The following is a 14,410-nucleotide window of genomic DNA, read 5'->3' as shown; positions in this document are numbered from 1 at the left end:
GTTCTTGGTGGCTATGAGCACCCAAGCGAAAAAAGGGGCACTGAGGCCGGCTTGATCCCATTTACTGCCCCGGAAGTCCGCCGCTTGCTGGTCCACGTGCTCTGGACCCGGCGTCCCGAGGCGGCGCATGTGCTGGCCTGGTCACTCTGGCGGCGCCGTCATCAGTGGCGCGCCAGGCAGTGCCATTACCGACGCCGCTGTCGTGGTCGTCCACCATAACTGCGACTGTAGTACTAAGACCACCCATGGCCTCACGGCAAACTTCATTTGTCGCTTTCGGCTCCCGGCGAATTTGTACCCATCCCGCTGCGCCATCAGGGGAAAGACTCGGTAGCTTCTTCAAGGAAGCCGTGAACAGATGGATTCCGCTCATGCCCCTTCGACAGGCTCAGGAGAGCGTTCGACAAGCCTGTCCTGAGCCAAGTCGAAGGGCCTGTCCTAAGCCGAGTCGAAGGGCTCACCACGAACGGAATCGATACGTTACCGTTCGTCCTGAACCTGTCGAAGGGCCCAATCAGAGCTCCCTTAAGCTCTCACCAGTTCTCGTCATCGTCCTTGTAAGGCTTTGGCTTGACCGAATCGGGGATCTTGGGCTTTTTCGCGGTTCGAAGCAGAATCATCAGATTACCGAGAATAATGGCAACCACCAGCACTATCGTGATCCAAAACATTCCCATAAAAATCACATCTTCACAAATGCATGAGTCAGACTCTAGGATAAGCCGGAAACGCGCCCGCCCCCAACCACTCTTACCGTTTCGACACCGATGCCGGGAAAATTGCTCAACCATCAACCCTCGATAAAATCCGAACGGCAGAACATCTGCGCCAAAGGCTACGCCCCATGATCAAAACAACCTGGCACATAGGCCAATTGTTAAATGCCGTTCAGAGTACCTTCATCGGCGTACTGCGCGTTTTGTCGATCCCGATCGTCCTGCTGCTCAGCGTTGCAGAGGGATACAACACCTGCTATGGCCTCAGCTATTTCATTCCTCAGTGGATCGCGCTGATCATGACGATCGCCGTGCAATCCATGATCGTGATTTGTACTTTGGAACTGGCCGGCATGCGCTGGCGCGCCAATCGCTTGCGCTATCTCAGCGTGGTGCTGTCGCTGTTAGTGGCTCTGACCATATCGATATCGTTCGCCTATTTCAGGTTTTACGAATTTTCCCAGCGCGATGCCATCCTGCTCGAACGACAGACCAGCGTAGTCCATGACGCGAACCGCTATATCGAAAGCGTGGTCGGTCTCAAGAGCCAGCTCACGGCGGCTCAACAGAAGCGCGTCGAGCAGGCGTCGGAGGATGCCACCCGGGCTTACCTGGGCACTCATCCGGGCATGCAGGGACAGATAGGCAAGGGCAAAGTCTGGGGTTTTTACAACGAGATTCTGCAAAGCGAACAAGCCAGGCTGAAACAACTGAACACGTATTCCGAGAACCTGGAAAAGCGTTTGTCCGAGGTGAGAGGCTCCCTACAGGAATTTTCGCTCCAGGTAAACAATTCCGAGGCCTACGAAAGGCTGGTCCGAAACTTCCAGAGTCTGCAAGGAGAAGCGGAAATCCTGGCCGCGACCTATGGTACGCCACCCATCGAGGCACCCCGGTTCGGCTCCTATGCCGAGTTTTCCCTCGGCATCACGCCGTCCTTTGCCATGTGGAAGAACATCTCTTGGTTTACCCTGGCCTGCGCCGCCATGGTGGACTTCTTCATCCTGTTCCTCTCCTACCGGCTGGAATCCACCGCGCCCGGCCCGCTTACCGAAGAGGAAAAGGAACTGGCCTATCTGGGACTACGCCAGTTCGGCGAATTCACCATCAACAAGAATGACGAATTGGAATTCGTGATCGAGAAAACCGAGCTGGAACGTGCCCGCCGTTATTCCGACTGGACGCGGATGTTTTCCGTGGCGTTTCTATTGAATCGGGGTTATCTTCGTAAGATAAACGATAAATCGGTGGAGTTCGCCCCGAATCTCTACCCGATCATCGCCGAGCGCATCAGGCCCCGGCAGACAACCGAAACTCCCGGGGAACCGGCCAACGAGAGCGAGCTCAAAGACACCCTGACGAGGAAAGGTTATGTTTGAGGACAACCCACTCGACTCCAACTCGCATTGGGAAGCGGGTTTCGAAGGCGACCGCCGCATCGTCGTCTCCGTTCTCGGCCCTTACCGCCGCGTGTTTCCTCGTCCAAACCGCTTTATCCGGCGTTTTTACCACCGTGTATACGAGCTGAAAATCGAAGATTGGCAGATCCCTCTGGAACCTCTGAGGCTGGGAACCCTTTGCACCATCGAAGCCGAGTTGTCGATCCGCTTCCAGCCAACCATTAAATACGCACACGAGCATCTCGACCACATTGCGAACCTCGGCGCCTATATCCGAGCCAATTATCTAACGCTGTTGCAGGATGCGGCGGAACACGAGTTGCGACAATTGGAACAGACGGAATTCGAGGATAACCACGCTCTAATGGAGCGCCGCATCGAAAACATCGCCAACGAACTGCTGGCCATGCGCGAAATTCAATGCCGCACACGCTGCACGATCCGAACTGTTTTCGCCGAGCTGGATAATATCGAGGAGTATGCCGAAACCGTCGACGCCAAGCACAACGGCATCTATCTCGAGTTGGTCCGGCGCCGCCGTCAGCTCAACGAAAGGCTGGCGAGGGAGCACTACGAACGCGAGACGAACGAACGCAAACTTAAGCTCGAGCACGAAGAACGAATGCTCGAATTGATTCGGCGCGAGGCCGAACTGCGCAAGGCGCAACGGGATCATGAGACCGAGCACGTCCGCGCCGAATTGACGACGGAAGAAGCCCGCGCGGCCGAGCAGTATGACAGCGAAGTGCGTCTCCGCGAGGCGCGCATTCACCACGAGACACGTTTGAAGCAGTTGGAACTGGAGGCCGACCTGGCCGAAAAAACCCGCCGGGCAGGAGCCTTGGATGATGTCGAAAATCAGCTCAAGCGGGAAATCGAGTTGCTCGCTTTGGAACGCCAGCGCCTACTCCTGGAAGAGGAAATACACGACGTCAAGATCGCCAAAGCCAAAGGCTGGGTCATCAACGCCAAGCGTCGGTTCCCTTTGGGTGAAAACTCCAAAACGCTGAATTCGCAGGATTCCGGCGTCGCACAAAACCCCGGCAGCGACTAAGTCTCGCTGTCGCGCATTCCCAACACTGGCCGCCATGCGTTCGATCCGACGAGCACTGATTCTTTTTTTTGCCGTTCCCGGCGCTATTCTCGCTAATCCCTGGGCGGAGGTTCCCGGCCCGATCAAAGGCCCTCCGCGCGCAATCGGCGAAACCAACAACGGCTGCGTCAGCGGGGCGGCCGCTCTGCCCACGGAAGGCGATGGCTATCTCGTCATGCACTTGGAGCGGAAGCGCTACTTCGGCCATCCTTCGTTGATCCGGACGATTCAGACCTTGGGCAAGCGCGCCCACGAAACTATCGGGGTGATTCAGGTCGGCGATCTCTCTCAAGCGCGGGGGGGACCCATGCCTTTCGGCCACCGCAGCCATCAGACCGGCCTCGACGCCGACGTCTGGTTCAACCTCGATCCCGGCCTCTATTCGAATGCGGACGGATGGCGCGCCAACATTCCCGCCCCGAGCCTGTTGAATCGCGCCGGGAACGGGTTGGATCGCCGGCTTTGGAGTACGCAGCACGCGCGGCTGTTGAAACTGACGGCGACTATTCCCGAGATCGATCGGGTCTTCGTAAATGCGCACATCAAGCGCGAACTTTGCCGAACGGTTCGGGGAGACCGCAGCTGGTTACGAAAAATCCGCCCCTGGTACGGCCACCACGACCATTTCCACCTTCGCCTCACCTGCCCCGCCGAGAGCCCCGAATGCGTCCGGCAGCCCCCCTTACCGGCCGGTGACGGCTGCGATTCAAGCCTTTCCTGGTGGTTTCAAAAACACCCGCCGGGCCCGACCAAGCCGGAGCCGCCGAAGCCCCCGATGCCTGGCGCCTGCCAAATGCTCCTGAACGGCGATTAAGGCGCCGGCACTCGATCATTTTCCAAAAGAACCGGCGGTGAGTGGAACGCCGAATATCGTTCCCTATCGGGGAGGAGCCACGGTGTTGAAATCCCGAGGGTCCTCCATGGACGCAACGAGCGCGGAATAATTTATAGGTGTTTAGAGCCTATTCCAGTCGTCACAAAACCCTCCGACAGGCTTAGGGCGAACGGCCTACTGGGCCTACTGAGATAGGCTCTTAGAACTCTTTCCATTGCTGAGCTTAGGTCTTAAGCCCGGTGCCGCGCCGGAGCAAGACGAGGCTCCAGGCTACGAGGATCGAAATCGAGCCGCCGATGATCAGGAAAGCAGTCCGGATATCCACGTCGGAGATCCCTACGAATCCGTAACGAAAGGCGTTGACCATATAGAGAATCGGATTCGCCAGGGACACCTTCCGCCACAATTCGGGCAACAGCTCGATGGAATAGAAGACGCCGCCCAAGTAAACCAGCGGCGTGAGAACGAAATTCGGGACGATAGAGATGTCGTCGAAGCTGTTGGCGTAAACCGCATTGATGAACCCCGCCAGCGAAAACAGCGCCGCGGTCATGAAGAACACGCCCGCGATGAGACCGGGATGAGCCGGCCGTACATCGGTGAAAAACATCCCGACGATGGCCACCACGCCGCCCACCGCCAACCCGCGGGCTATCCCCCCGCCGACGTAGCCTGCCAGAATGATCCAGTTGGGTATCGGCGAGATCAACAACTCCTCGATATTCCGCTGGAACTTGGTGGAGTAAAACGACGCCACGACGTTGCCGTAGGCATTGGTGATGACCGACATCAGTATGACGCCCGGCACGATATAGTCCATGTAGGACATCCCGGCCATCGGCCCTACCCGCCCGCCGATCAAGGTCCCGAAAATCAGGAAATAAAGCGAGGTGGTGATCGCCGACGGCAGGATGGTCTGCGGCCAGATGCGGACGAAACGGTGAATTTCCTTGAAAAGAATCGTTTTAAATGCAATGAGGTGATGCATGTGATTGATGTATGTCGGACAACTCGGTCAGGCGGTTTTTCGCGCCGGGTCTATACGCTGGTTTTCCACCAAATCAATGAATAGCTGCTCCAAGCGATTCGCCGCATTGCGCAGACTGACCACTTCCATGCCCTGCGCGGCCAACTGATCGAGCAAGCCGTGCAACCCCAGATCCATGGGCACGTCCACGGCCAAGGTATGGTCTTCGAGCGGCTCCAGATGGTAGCCTTCGACCGTGGGAGCGAACGGCGCGGGGTTTCTCAGCTCGAGGATATAACGATTGGTGTGAAGCTTTCTCAATAGATCCGCCATCGCATTGTGCTCGACAATGTGTCCGTGATTGATGATGGCGATGTGGCGGCACAGATTTTCCGCTTCTTCCAGGTAGTGGGTCGTCAGGATGATCGTGGTGCCTTCCTGGTTGATTTTCCGCAGGAACTCCCACATCGAGCGGCGAATCTCGATATCCACGCCAGCCGTGGGCTCGTCGAGAATGAGAAGTTTCGGCGAATGGACCAGGGCCCGGGCGATCATCAGGCGCCGTTTCATGCCCCCCGAAAGATGGCGCGACACACTGTTCCGTTTGTCCCATAGGCTGAGCTGAGTCAAGCATTCTTCCGCGCGCTGCAACGCCTCTTTCCGGCGAATGCCGTAGTATCCGGCTTGGTTGACGACGATATCCAAAACCTTTTCAAACTGATTGAAATTGACTTCCTGCGGCACAAGGCCGATGCAGCGCTTGGCGGCCTCCCGCTCTTTATCCAGATCATGACCGAAGACTTCGACCGTTCCGCTGGTCTTTCTGACCAAGGAACTGACGATGCCGATCGTAGTCGACTTCCCGGCGCCGTTGGGCCCCAAAAGCGCGAAGAAATCTCCGGCTTTCACATCGAGATCGATGCCTTTCAGGGCTTCAAAGCCGTTCTTATAAGTTTTCCGCAGATTACGAATGGAAAGGGCGTTCATTTCTGGCTGTTTTTGCCGGCAATATTTGTAAAAATACGGCTGCGACGCGAGAATCCCCGACTTTGAAATCACGCGCCGGGCCTCTCGATAACCGCAAGATTGTAACAAATACCACCCCTCTTAAATTCTCCTCTTACCCTTCCTACGGTTCCATGAGTCAATCGCAAAAACACCCTCCCGAGCACGTCGCAGCCGTGGACCTCGGTTCCAACAGTTTTCACATGGTCGTCGCGAAGCTCCGGGCCGGAGAGCTGATCGTCGTCGATCGGCTTCGGGAGATGGTCAGGCTCGGCGCGGGGCTCAACGCCCAGCGTCATCTGACCCAAGACGCGCAGCAGCGGGCGCTGGCATGTCTCGATCGTTTCGGCCAGAGGCTTCGGGATCTGCCGCCGGGATGCGTTCGAGCGGTGGGCACCAATACCTTGCGTACGGCGCGCAATGCCGGCCAGTTTCTGATCCAAGCCGAAAAAGTGCTGGGATATCCGATCGACATCATATCCGGTATCGAGGAAGCGCGGCTGATCTACGAAGGCGTCGCACAAAGCCTGGCGACGGACGGCAAGCGGCGGCTGGTGATGGACATCGGCGGTGGCAGCACCGAATACATCATCGGCGTGGACAAGGTCCCGCTTCGCAAGGAAAGCCTGCGGATGGGCTGCGTATCCATGAGCCTCGCTCACTTCTCCGACGGCAAGATCACCAGCAAGCGCTTCAAAAATGCGGTCATCGCGGCTCAACATGAACTGGAGCCGTTTGAATATACCTTTCACAAGGACCATTGGGACGAAGCCGTAGGCGCCTCCGGAACTTCGCGGGCGATCCGAAAAATATTGGTCGGCCGCGGGTGGAGCAAGGACGGCATTACTCGGGATGGGCTAGACCGGCTGGTCGATACGCTCTTGAGTCTCGGACGGGTCGACAAATCAGGATTCCCGGACCTCAACCCGGACCGTTATCCGATCTTCGCCGGTGGCCTCGCCATCTTGCATGCGACTTTCAAAACGCTGGGCATCCAGCAGATGCAAGTTTCCGATGGCGCCTTGAGGGAAGGCTTGCTGTACGATCTCCTCGGCCGGATTTACAACGACGATATTCGGAGTCGAACGGTGGCGGCGCTCGCGACCCGCTATCACGTGGACCTGCAGCAGGTCGGCCGTGTTCAGGAGACGCTGAAATCGTTTCTGGACCAGATTCCATCGATCGGCGGCATTGATCGGGAAGCGGCCGAACAATGGTTGAATTGGGCGGCGAGCTTGCACGAAATCGGCCTCGATATCGCTCATAGCCAATATCACAAGCATAGCGCCTACATCATCGAAAACGCCGACTTACCCGGCTTTTCCCGCCAGGATCAGGTGCTGCTGGCCACCCTGGTGCGTGTCCACCGGCGGAAATTCCACCTCAAGTATTTCAAGGAATTGACTCCACCGTGGAATGAGGCCGCACGGCCTCTGGCGGTGCTGCTGCGGCTCGCCATCGTTCTGAACCGCAGCCGGCACGGCAATCCGCCTCCCGATATCGCATTCGGCTTCAGCGATTCCAGAGTCGATCTACGATTCCCGAGCCAATGGCTGGAGAATCACCCCCTAACCGCCGCCGACCTGGAGCAGGAAGCCGGCAATCTGGGCGCTGCCGGGATCGAACTGACTTATCTCTGAGAGGGTGTGCGAGACGCGTCACGAGTGCCCCGAGGACAAGCCTGTCCTGAGCTTATTCCATTCGGCTTTCGAGTGAACATTAATTGTAGGGTGGGTTAGGCGCGCACCGCCACGAACCGTTCCGTGACCGCAGGGCTCTCTACGCGCCGTAACCCACCGGTTCCGCGGCCTTGCCCGGTGGGTTACGGCGCGCGGAAACGCCGAAGGAACTTTGCCGGTTCCGTGTAATGCGCGCCTAACCCACCCTACAAAATTTAATATTGAAAGCGATTTGGAATCAGTCCTCTTTCAACTCACTTTCTTCAATTGCTCCAGCAAAACGGACTGCGCTTGAATACCGCGCGGATTATCGGGCTGCGGGCGCTGATAGCTTCCGTCGGAAGCCAGCAACCAAGCTTGGCTGTCGTCCCGGAGATAAAGGTCTAAATCGGCCCGAATGCGGTCGGCCAGTTTTTTGTTCTCGATGGGAAAACAGATCTCGACGCGACGGAACATGTTGCGAGGCAGAAAATCGGCGCTCGTGAGATACACTTCCGGATGCCCGCCGTTCTCGAACCAGTAGACCCGGCTGTGCTCCAGAAATCGCCCGATAATCGAGCGGACTTCGATGTTTTCCGAGACGCCCGGAATTCCAGGGCGAAGACAGCAGATTCCGCGGACGATCAACTTGATCTCCACCCCGGCCATGGAAGCGCGGTAAAGCGCCTGGATCAACTGCGGCTCCGCCACCGAATTCACCTTGATGATGATGCGAGCGGGACGGCCGGCCAACGCATGCTCGATTTCGCGGTCGATTTTCTTGAGCAGGGTCTGATGCAAAGTGAACGGCGATTGCAACAGCTTGTTGAGCCTCCCGACTTTGCCCAGACTGGTGAGCTGGACGAACACCCGGCGGATGTCCTCGCCAAGTTCCTGGTCGGCGGTCAATAGCCCATAGTCGGTATAGAGCCGGGTCGTGCGCGGGTGATAATTGCCCGTAGAGAGATGGGTGTAATAACGCAGGTGCCGCCCCTCGCGCCTGAGGATCAGCAACATCTTCGCGTGCGTCTTGTATCCGACGATGCCGTAGACCACCTGCACGCCCGCCTCCTGCAAGCGCGTTGCCAGCGAAATATTGGCCTTCTCGTCGAAACGCGCCCTAAGTTCCACCACTACGGTGACTTCCTTGCCGGCGCGGGCGGCTTTGAGGAGAACGTCCACAATCGGCGAATTCGGACCTGTACGGTACAGGGTCTGCTTGATGGCGACCACATGCGGATCGTCGGCGGCCTGCCGGATCAGTTCGATGACGGGCGTGAAAGATTCGTAAGGATGATGCAGCAGGATGTCCTGTTTCTTGATCGCCTCGAAGATATCCCGTCCTCCGGCGAGCTGGCCCGGGAATCCGGCCGTGAACAGGGGATATTTGAGATCAGGCCGATCGATCAAATCGTAGACTTCACGGGTGCGACTGAGGTTGACCGGGCCGTCCACCCGGTAAAGCCGATCCTCGGTGAGTCCGAACTGGCTCAGCAAAAACTCGACGATCTCATCCGGACAATTGTCGGCCACTTCCAACCGCACTTCGTCTCCGTAATTGCGGGTGCTCAGTTCGCCTTCCAAGGCGCGGAGCAAATCGTCGACTTCTTCCTCGTCCAGGTACATTTCGCTGTTGCGCGTCACCCGAAACTGATAGCAGCCGCGCACCTTCATGCCGTAGAACAGATCGTCGACGAAGGCATGAATGATGGACGAAAGAAACACGAAATCGTACGGGCCGCTCTCGGTTTCGCCTTGCGGCAGCTGAATGATACGAGGCAAGGCTCTCGGCGCTTGCACTATGGCGAGCGTGATATCGCGCCCGAAAGCGTCCTTGCCGGATAACGGCACGATGAAGTTCAGGCTCTTGTTCAGGATGCGCGGAAACGGATGCGCCGGGTCCAGGCCGATAGGACTCAGGATCGGAAGCAGTTCCTCCTCGAAATACTTCTTGAGCCAAGCGTGCTGGGAGGGATTCCATTCGCTCCTGCGGACGAATCGGATGCCCTGTTCCGCCAACAAAGGCAACATCACCTGATTCAATACCCGATACTGCTCGGCCACCAGCTCGTGGGCGCGCGCGCTGATCGCGGCCAATGTTTCCTGGGGCGCGAGACTATCGGGCTCGGTTTGGGTCGCCCCCAAATCGGCGAGCTGAATCAAACCGGCGGTGCGCACCTCGAAGAATTCATCCAGATTCGAGCAGGAAATGGAAAGAAAATTCAGGCGCTCCAAAAGCGGCGTGTGTTCGACCTTGGCTTGTTCGAGCACACGCCGGTTGAACTCCAAAAAGCTCAGCTCACGATTGATATAAAGCTGGCCATCGGATAAATCGATGGAACCGACAGCGCCCTCGCCCTCGCTCCCGGCCTCGGCCGAACCTTCCGCGCGTTTGTCCAGCAGTCTTCGGGCGCCGCTCGCCTTTTCCATGTCGCCCACCAGATACTTGGCCGCCCGAATCATGCGCATGGCCTTGGCTTTATTGAATCCCGCCATTTTGACCAATTGCTCGGCATCGGCGTTCGCCAATTCTTCGACCGAAAATATTCCGTGCTCGGCCAAGATGGTTCGAGTGGACTTAGTAATGCCTTTTACTTGGTTGATGATCAAACGTGTATCCCCTAATTGTTCTGATTCGGCAATCATAGCGCACCGCGGTCCGCTCAAAGTTGGGAAAACGCGGCGAATTGAAAACACATATGGCATGTACCGGTCGACTGCCGTTACGACCGGTTCTTGGAACGAGAACGAAAATACGCGGCGATTTAGCGGCTAAATCGGTCTCGACAAGCCAGACCCGTCAGCTTTTTTTGTTTGGTCACTTCGTCTTTTCGAAAAGAGCCCGGTACTCCCCGTAGCCTTCTTTTTCCAAATCTTCCTTGGGGATGAACCGCAAAGCCGCCGAATTCATGCAGAAGCGCTTTCCGGTGGGCGGCGGACCGTCATCGAACACATGACCGAGGTGCGAATCGGCGTGCTTGCTGCGCACTTCGTTGCGAACCATGAACCAGGATCGGTCCTGCCGGTAAGCGATGTTGCTCGGCTCCAACGGCTTGGTGAAGCTCGGCCACCCGGTGCCGGAATCGAACTTGTCGAGAGAACTGAAGAGGGGTTCGCCCGACACGACATCGACATAGATGCCTTCTCGGTGATTGTCCCAATACTCGTTCTTGAACGCTCTCTCGGTGCCATCTTCCTGAGTCACTTTGAACTGTTCGCTCGTCAGCTTCTTGCGGAGTTCCTCCTTGCTCTCGTTTTTGAACTGTGACGAATCCCACGACATGGCCAGGCCTCCATAAGACAACAAGGTAAGCAATAATAACAAGGCTTTCATGATGTTCCTGCGTCCGCTTTCAAAAATACCGGCGCGCTTCTCTTTCTGGTTTTTCTTATGTGTCAGCCGATTTCGACCTCTATGACAAACAAAATCGGTCGAAAAATCCTTTGACGTAAAACACCGAGGCATCCGATCCGTCTAACTTTATCTCGCCAACCGAATGGAATTTCCGGGAGGGCAAGATGCGACCGGAGTCAAGGAAAATCCCAGCAAGAACGGCCGATGCGCTATTGATGCTGATGGCCGTCTTATTCTCCAGATCGATTTTGGCGACGGGCGACGAGCTCGCCATGGTCGTAGGCTCTCATTCTTTATTGAGACCTCCAGCCATGATAGCCGTCAAGAAAGGCGCGATCCTGCACGGGCTGGACGCCAGAATGTATTCGGCCATTCATAAAGCCCGCCGGGTTTGGACGCGGCACGGAAAAACCCTGGTCGTGACGTCGGGCTTGGACGGCCGGCACAAAAAGGGGAGCCTGCATTATGCGGGCTTGGCTGTCGATCTCCGTTCCAGATATTTCGTTCCCTCTACCCGCAAGAAGGTCACTCGCGAATTGCGGAGGAGTCTGGGCGACGGCTTTCAAGTGATCGGCGAAAAACATCATATCCACGTAGAATACGACCCGTGAAACGAGATGTGGCAAGCTTATAAGTTCCTTTCAATATTCACTGCGTTTCTCGTCATCGCCCTTGATTTCACATGACGGGCCGAGTTTTCGAGTCCGCAGTTTGCGATAATTCCCATTTTCAAGCGCGCCGCGGTCCTGCAAGGGTTCGTCATTCGTGAAACGCGCTCATTTGCCGCGGTCTTTGAAATTCCAAGGCAAGATTAATTCAAACCCAGTCCAACCGGGGGGATTCGGCCATGGCCGACGAGACTTCCAATCTAATCGATCTTCAAGCACTCCGAACGAAGCGACTCGCGGAACGGAGGAAAGACAAATCACGCCTTCAGGAAAGATTCGGGCGGGAGTTTCTCCTGGATCTTTTTTGGTACGAACACGAACGAGAACCCGCCTCCGCTGCCGAGTTAGAGCAATTCCTCGAGGCAAGGGGCCTGCCCACCATGACGGACTCGGCGCTTTTTCGCGGATGGCTGATGCGCCGCCTCCGAGAAGATGCCTAAGTCGGCGTGGTCCGCGTCGAGCGGGGCTCAACGACTCCAGCCAAAAGCTCCCTCATATAAATAGCTCGCCGCGATCTCTCAGCCCGTTTTATTCGTCGCCTATTGTGTGCAATTATCCGGTTTGTGAACCAAGACGGCCGCGATGCCATTGCGCCTTCGGTTCTCGTCTTCCAGCCAGGCACGGACGGTGCCTTGTCGAGTGCCCGGCTATTCAAACACGAACTTAGGAGGAGTTTGATTATGAGATCTTGTTCCGCAACAGCCGTTAAATCGGCATGGGGCATTATCGCCTGTTGTCTGCTTATCGCTGGCGCGCATACGGCACGCGCCGAGGGACCATACAAAGTCGAAGGCAACAAGGTCGATAAAGCGACCTTCGAAGGCTGGAAAATCTACAAACGGCAACGCTGCGAAACCTGCCATGGCCCCACCGGCGAGGGCGGCCCCGCTTTTCCCAATCTGCTCAACAGCATGAAGAATCTCTCGAAGGAACAATTCCAGCAAGTCGTTTTGGAAGGCCGGAAGAATATGCCTGCCTACAAAGGCAATAAGGCGGTCGTCGATAACATGGACGGCCTTTACGCCTATCTAAAAGGCCGCTCGGATGGTGCCATCCCGGCTGGCGAGCTGGTCGAAATGCAGTGACTTGTCTTAGAAAGCACCGTTTGACGGGAGCGCCATTCCAGTCGATGTCGCGACGGTGAATTCCTCCCCCTGACCGGGGGAGGCATCTCCGCAGCCCCGTCGAATGGGCCGGGATGGCGGTGTTTCCAACGAACGCTGTCAGTCCCGGAACACCTTGTCTCTCTTCGATCGGCCGGTTCCGAACCTTCCCCTTCACACGCTCTTACCTCGGTACGATTCAGTCGAGATGAATTCAGATCTCTAACCTAGAAACGGCAGTTGGACGCGTCCGAGTGCCGTTTCTAGGTTTAAACTCCTCCGCCTCTCCGGCAACTGAAGAAACCCGCATCAAACAAAACCTACGTTACACTGTATCCGTTTGGGTGATACGGCGAACACGCCGCTCACTCGTTACAAAGCAAGCACGTCCATTCGAGGAGACAATAATGTTTAAGAACACTATTACCGCCAGCGTAGTCGCCATGTTATTGACGGGCTGCGCGAGTGGTCCTTACGGGGGTTCACCGCAATTCGGCAAGACCGGCACGGGGGCATTGATAGGGGCGGCCAGCGGCGCAGGGCTAGGCGCAATCATCGCCAAGGACAAGGGGAAAGGCGCGCTCATTGGCGCCGGCGTAGGCGGATTGCTGGGCGCCGGAGTGGGTGCTTACATGGATCGCCAGGAGACGCAACTGCGCGATCAGTTGGCAGGTACCGGCATCGAAGTGCAGCGGAGCGGCAATGATCTGGTTCTGAACATGCCGAACAATGTCACTTTTGCCTACAACTCCGACCAAATCTCACCGCAAGCGGCAAGTGCGTTGACCCAAGTCGCGTCGACTTTGAATCAATTTCCGGAAACATTGCTCACCGTGGTCGGACATACCGATTCGGACGGCAACGACGCGTACAATATGGACCTGTCTCGCCGGAGAGCCGGCGCCGTCTCCGAGTTCTTGATGGCACAGGCCGTTGCCGGCGGTCGCCTGCACACGGTCGGAATGGGCGAAAGTCAGCCTATCGCCAGCAATAGCACGGAAGAAGGTAAAGCACGCAACCGTCGGGTGGAGCTGTTGATTCGCCCCAATCAAGCTGCCGCACAGCAACCCGTAGCGCCGCAGAACCCAGGTTACTACCCCGCACCAACCGGAACTTATCCGCAAAACGGCTATCCTCAGCCGAACGCTTATCCGCAGCAGCCCGGCAGCTATCCTCAACCGAGCACTTACCCTTATCCCCAACAACCGGGCGGCTACCCTCAACCGGGAACTTACCCCCAACAGCCGACAGGATACCCTCAGCAAGGCAATTATCCGCAATATCCTAACAGCGATCCGCAGCAGACCTATCCGACTCGCACTTATCCGTATTGATTCATCGGATTCGGTCTTTTTTCTTTTGAGGAAGCCGTAGAAGCCTGTCTATGAAGCTTTTGCGACACGGACAGGGAATATTTCTCGTTTTCTAGATTACTCTCAACGGCTTATTACCTGTTGAAAAGTGGCGAACGTCGCTTTTTTCGGCACCATTCGTTCCGGGGCGGACCGAGATTCCCGCCCCTTTCGAACGGCCTTGTCACTAATTAAGCATCTACTTGTCTCACTAGAGTCTAGGTATTATCTTACGGCGTAGTCTGGCCGCTACAAATG

At 56.7% G+C, this 14,410-nt stretch carries 13 protein-coding genes; 8 read left to right on the top strand and 5 right to left on the bottom strand.

The features are described from left to right. Positions 1-533 precede the first annotated feature (533 nt). Positions 534-677, bottom strand: a complete 144-nt coding sequence (locus JOD69_RS05085; protein ID WP_240507091.1) for a DUF2897 family protein — start codon at positions 675-677, stop codon at positions 534-536. A 167-nt stretch (positions 678-844) separates the two neighbouring features. On the opposite strand from JOD69_RS05085, the gene JOD69_RS05080 reads away from it, so the two are divergent. The 3 genes from JOD69_RS05080 to mepA are packed head-to-tail and all read left to right on the top strand — an operon-like array spanning position 845 to position 4,023. Beyond that, positions 845-2,095, top strand: coding sequence for a hypothetical protein (locus tag JOD69_RS05080; protein WP_086135077.1), 1,251 nt, complete (start codon positions 845-847; stop codon positions 2,093-2,095). Further along, complete coding sequence (locus JOD69_RS05075; protein WP_086135076.1) at positions 2,088-3,170, top strand: hypothetical protein; 1,083 nt, start codon at positions 2,088-2,090, stop codon at positions 3,168-3,170. Before JOD69_RS05080 ends, JOD69_RS05075 begins: the two co-directional genes overlap by 8 nt. Before the next feature lie 34 nt (positions 3,171-3,204). Further along, entirely contained in the window at positions 3,205-4,023 is an 819-nt protein-coding gene (mepA, locus tag JOD69_RS05070; RefSeq protein ID WP_086135075.1) for a penicillin-insensitive murein endopeptidase, read from the top strand. A 244-nt stretch (positions 4,024-4,267) separates the two neighbouring features. Here mepA and JOD69_RS05065 read toward each other — a convergent pair whose 3' ends face one another. Further along, positions 4,268-5,032 (bottom strand): ABC transporter permease, encoded by a 765-nt coding sequence (locus tag JOD69_RS05065; RefSeq protein WP_086135074.1) that lies wholly within the window; start codon positions 5,030-5,032, stop codon positions 4,268-4,270. Positions 5,033-5,059: 27 nt separating this feature from the next. After that, complete coding sequence (locus tag JOD69_RS05060; protein ID WP_086135073.1) at positions 5,060-5,998, bottom strand: ABC transporter ATP-binding protein; 939 nt, start codon at positions 5,996-5,998, stop codon at positions 5,060-5,062. Between the two features lie 152 nt (positions 5,999-6,150). Between JOD69_RS05060 and ppx the strand changes: the two genes are divergently transcribed. Further along, the gene (ppx, locus tag JOD69_RS05055) at positions 6,151-7,656 is read left to right on the top strand and encodes an exopolyphosphatase (protein WP_086135083.1); all 1,506 of its coding nucleotides are present in this window, start codon (positions 6,151-6,153) and stop codon (positions 7,654-7,656) included. A gap of 288 nt (positions 7,657-7,944) precedes the next feature. Here ppx and ppk1 read toward each other — a convergent pair whose 3' ends face one another. Continuing rightward, entirely contained in the window at positions 7,945-10,284 is a 2,340-nt protein-coding gene (ppk1, locus tag JOD69_RS05050; RefSeq protein WP_168183876.1) for a polyphosphate kinase 1, read from the bottom strand. A 208-nt stretch (positions 10,285-10,492) separates the two neighbouring features. Then, on the bottom strand, positions 10,493-10,957 hold the full coding sequence (gene msrB / locus JOD69_RS05045; RefSeq protein WP_276205417.1) for a peptide-methionine (R)-S-oxide reductase MsrB: 465 nt from the start codon (positions 10,955-10,957) through the stop codon (positions 10,493-10,495). A gap of 236 nt (positions 10,958-11,193) precedes the next feature. Between msrB and JOD69_RS05040 the strand changes: the two genes are divergently transcribed. From JOD69_RS05040 to JOD69_RS05025, 4 genes are all read left to right on the top strand, one after another. Further along, complete coding sequence (locus tag JOD69_RS05040) at positions 11,194-11,640, top strand: hypothetical protein (protein ID WP_139841136.1); 447 nt, start codon at positions 11,194-11,196, stop codon at positions 11,638-11,640. A gap of 236 nt (positions 11,641-11,876) precedes the next feature. Next, complete coding sequence (locus JOD69_RS05035) at positions 11,877-12,137, top strand: hypothetical protein (RefSeq protein WP_077732311.1); 261 nt, start codon at positions 11,877-11,879, stop codon at positions 12,135-12,137. A gap of 240 nt (positions 12,138-12,377) precedes the next feature. Then, positions 12,378-12,782, top strand: coding sequence for a cytochrome c (locus JOD69_RS05030; protein WP_086135071.1), 405 nt, complete (start codon positions 12,378-12,380; stop codon positions 12,780-12,782). A 425-nt stretch (positions 12,783-13,207) separates the two neighbouring features. Further along, positions 13,208-14,134, top strand: coding sequence for an OmpA family protein (locus tag JOD69_RS05025; RefSeq protein ID WP_086135070.1), 927 nt, complete (start codon positions 13,208-13,210; stop codon positions 14,132-14,134). Positions 14,135-14,410 lie beyond the last annotated feature (276 nt).

The organism is Methylocaldum sp. RMAD-M, assembly GCF_017832375.1.
Classification (GTDB): domain Bacteria; phylum Pseudomonadota; class Gammaproteobacteria; order Methylococcales; family Methylococcaceae; genus Methylocaldum.
This window is presented reverse-complemented; position numbering and strand designations above follow the sequence as displayed.

Coding starts and splice junctions, on each gene's coding strand:
- ppx (WP_086135083.1), top strand. CDS start 6,151: ATGAGTCAATCGCAAAAACACCCTCCCGAGCACGTCGCAGCCGTGGAC.
- JOD69_RS05075 (WP_086135076.1), top strand. CDS start 2,088: ATGTTTGAGGACAACCCACTCGACTCCAACTCGCATTGGGAAGCGGGT.
- JOD69_RS05030 (WP_086135071.1), top strand. CDS start 12,378: ATGAGATCTTGTTCCGCAACAGCCGTTAAATCGGCATGGGGCATTATC.
- JOD69_RS05040 (WP_139841136.1), top strand. CDS start 11,194: ATGCGACCGGAGTCAAGGAAAATCCCAGCAAGAACGGCCGATGCGCTA.
- JOD69_RS05025 (WP_086135070.1), top strand. CDS start 13,208: ATGTTTAAGAACACTATTACCGCCAGCGTAGTCGCCATGTTATTGACG.
- msrB (WP_276205417.1), bottom strand. CDS start 10,957: ATGTCGTGGGATTCGTCACAGTTCAAAAACGAGAGCAAGGAGGAACTC.
- JOD69_RS05065 (WP_086135074.1), bottom strand. CDS start 5,032: ATGCATCACCTCATTGCATTTAAAACGATTCTTTTCAAGGAAATTCAC.
- JOD69_RS05080 (WP_086135077.1), top strand. CDS start 845: ATGATCAAAACAACCTGGCACATAGGCCAATTGTTAAATGCCGTTCAG.
- JOD69_RS05035 (WP_077732311.1), top strand. CDS start 11,877: ATGGCCGACGAGACTTCCAATCTAATCGATCTTCAAGCACTCCGAACG.
- mepA (WP_086135075.1), top strand. CDS start 3,205: ATGCGTTCGATCCGACGAGCACTGATTCTTTTTTTTGCCGTTCCCGGC.
- JOD69_RS05085 (WP_240507091.1), bottom strand. CDS start 677: ATGGGAATGTTTTGGATCACGATAGTGCTGGTGGTTGCCATTATTCTC.
- JOD69_RS05060 (WP_086135073.1), bottom strand. CDS start 5,998: ATGAACGCCCTTTCCATTCGTAATCTGCGGAAAACTTATAAGAACGGC.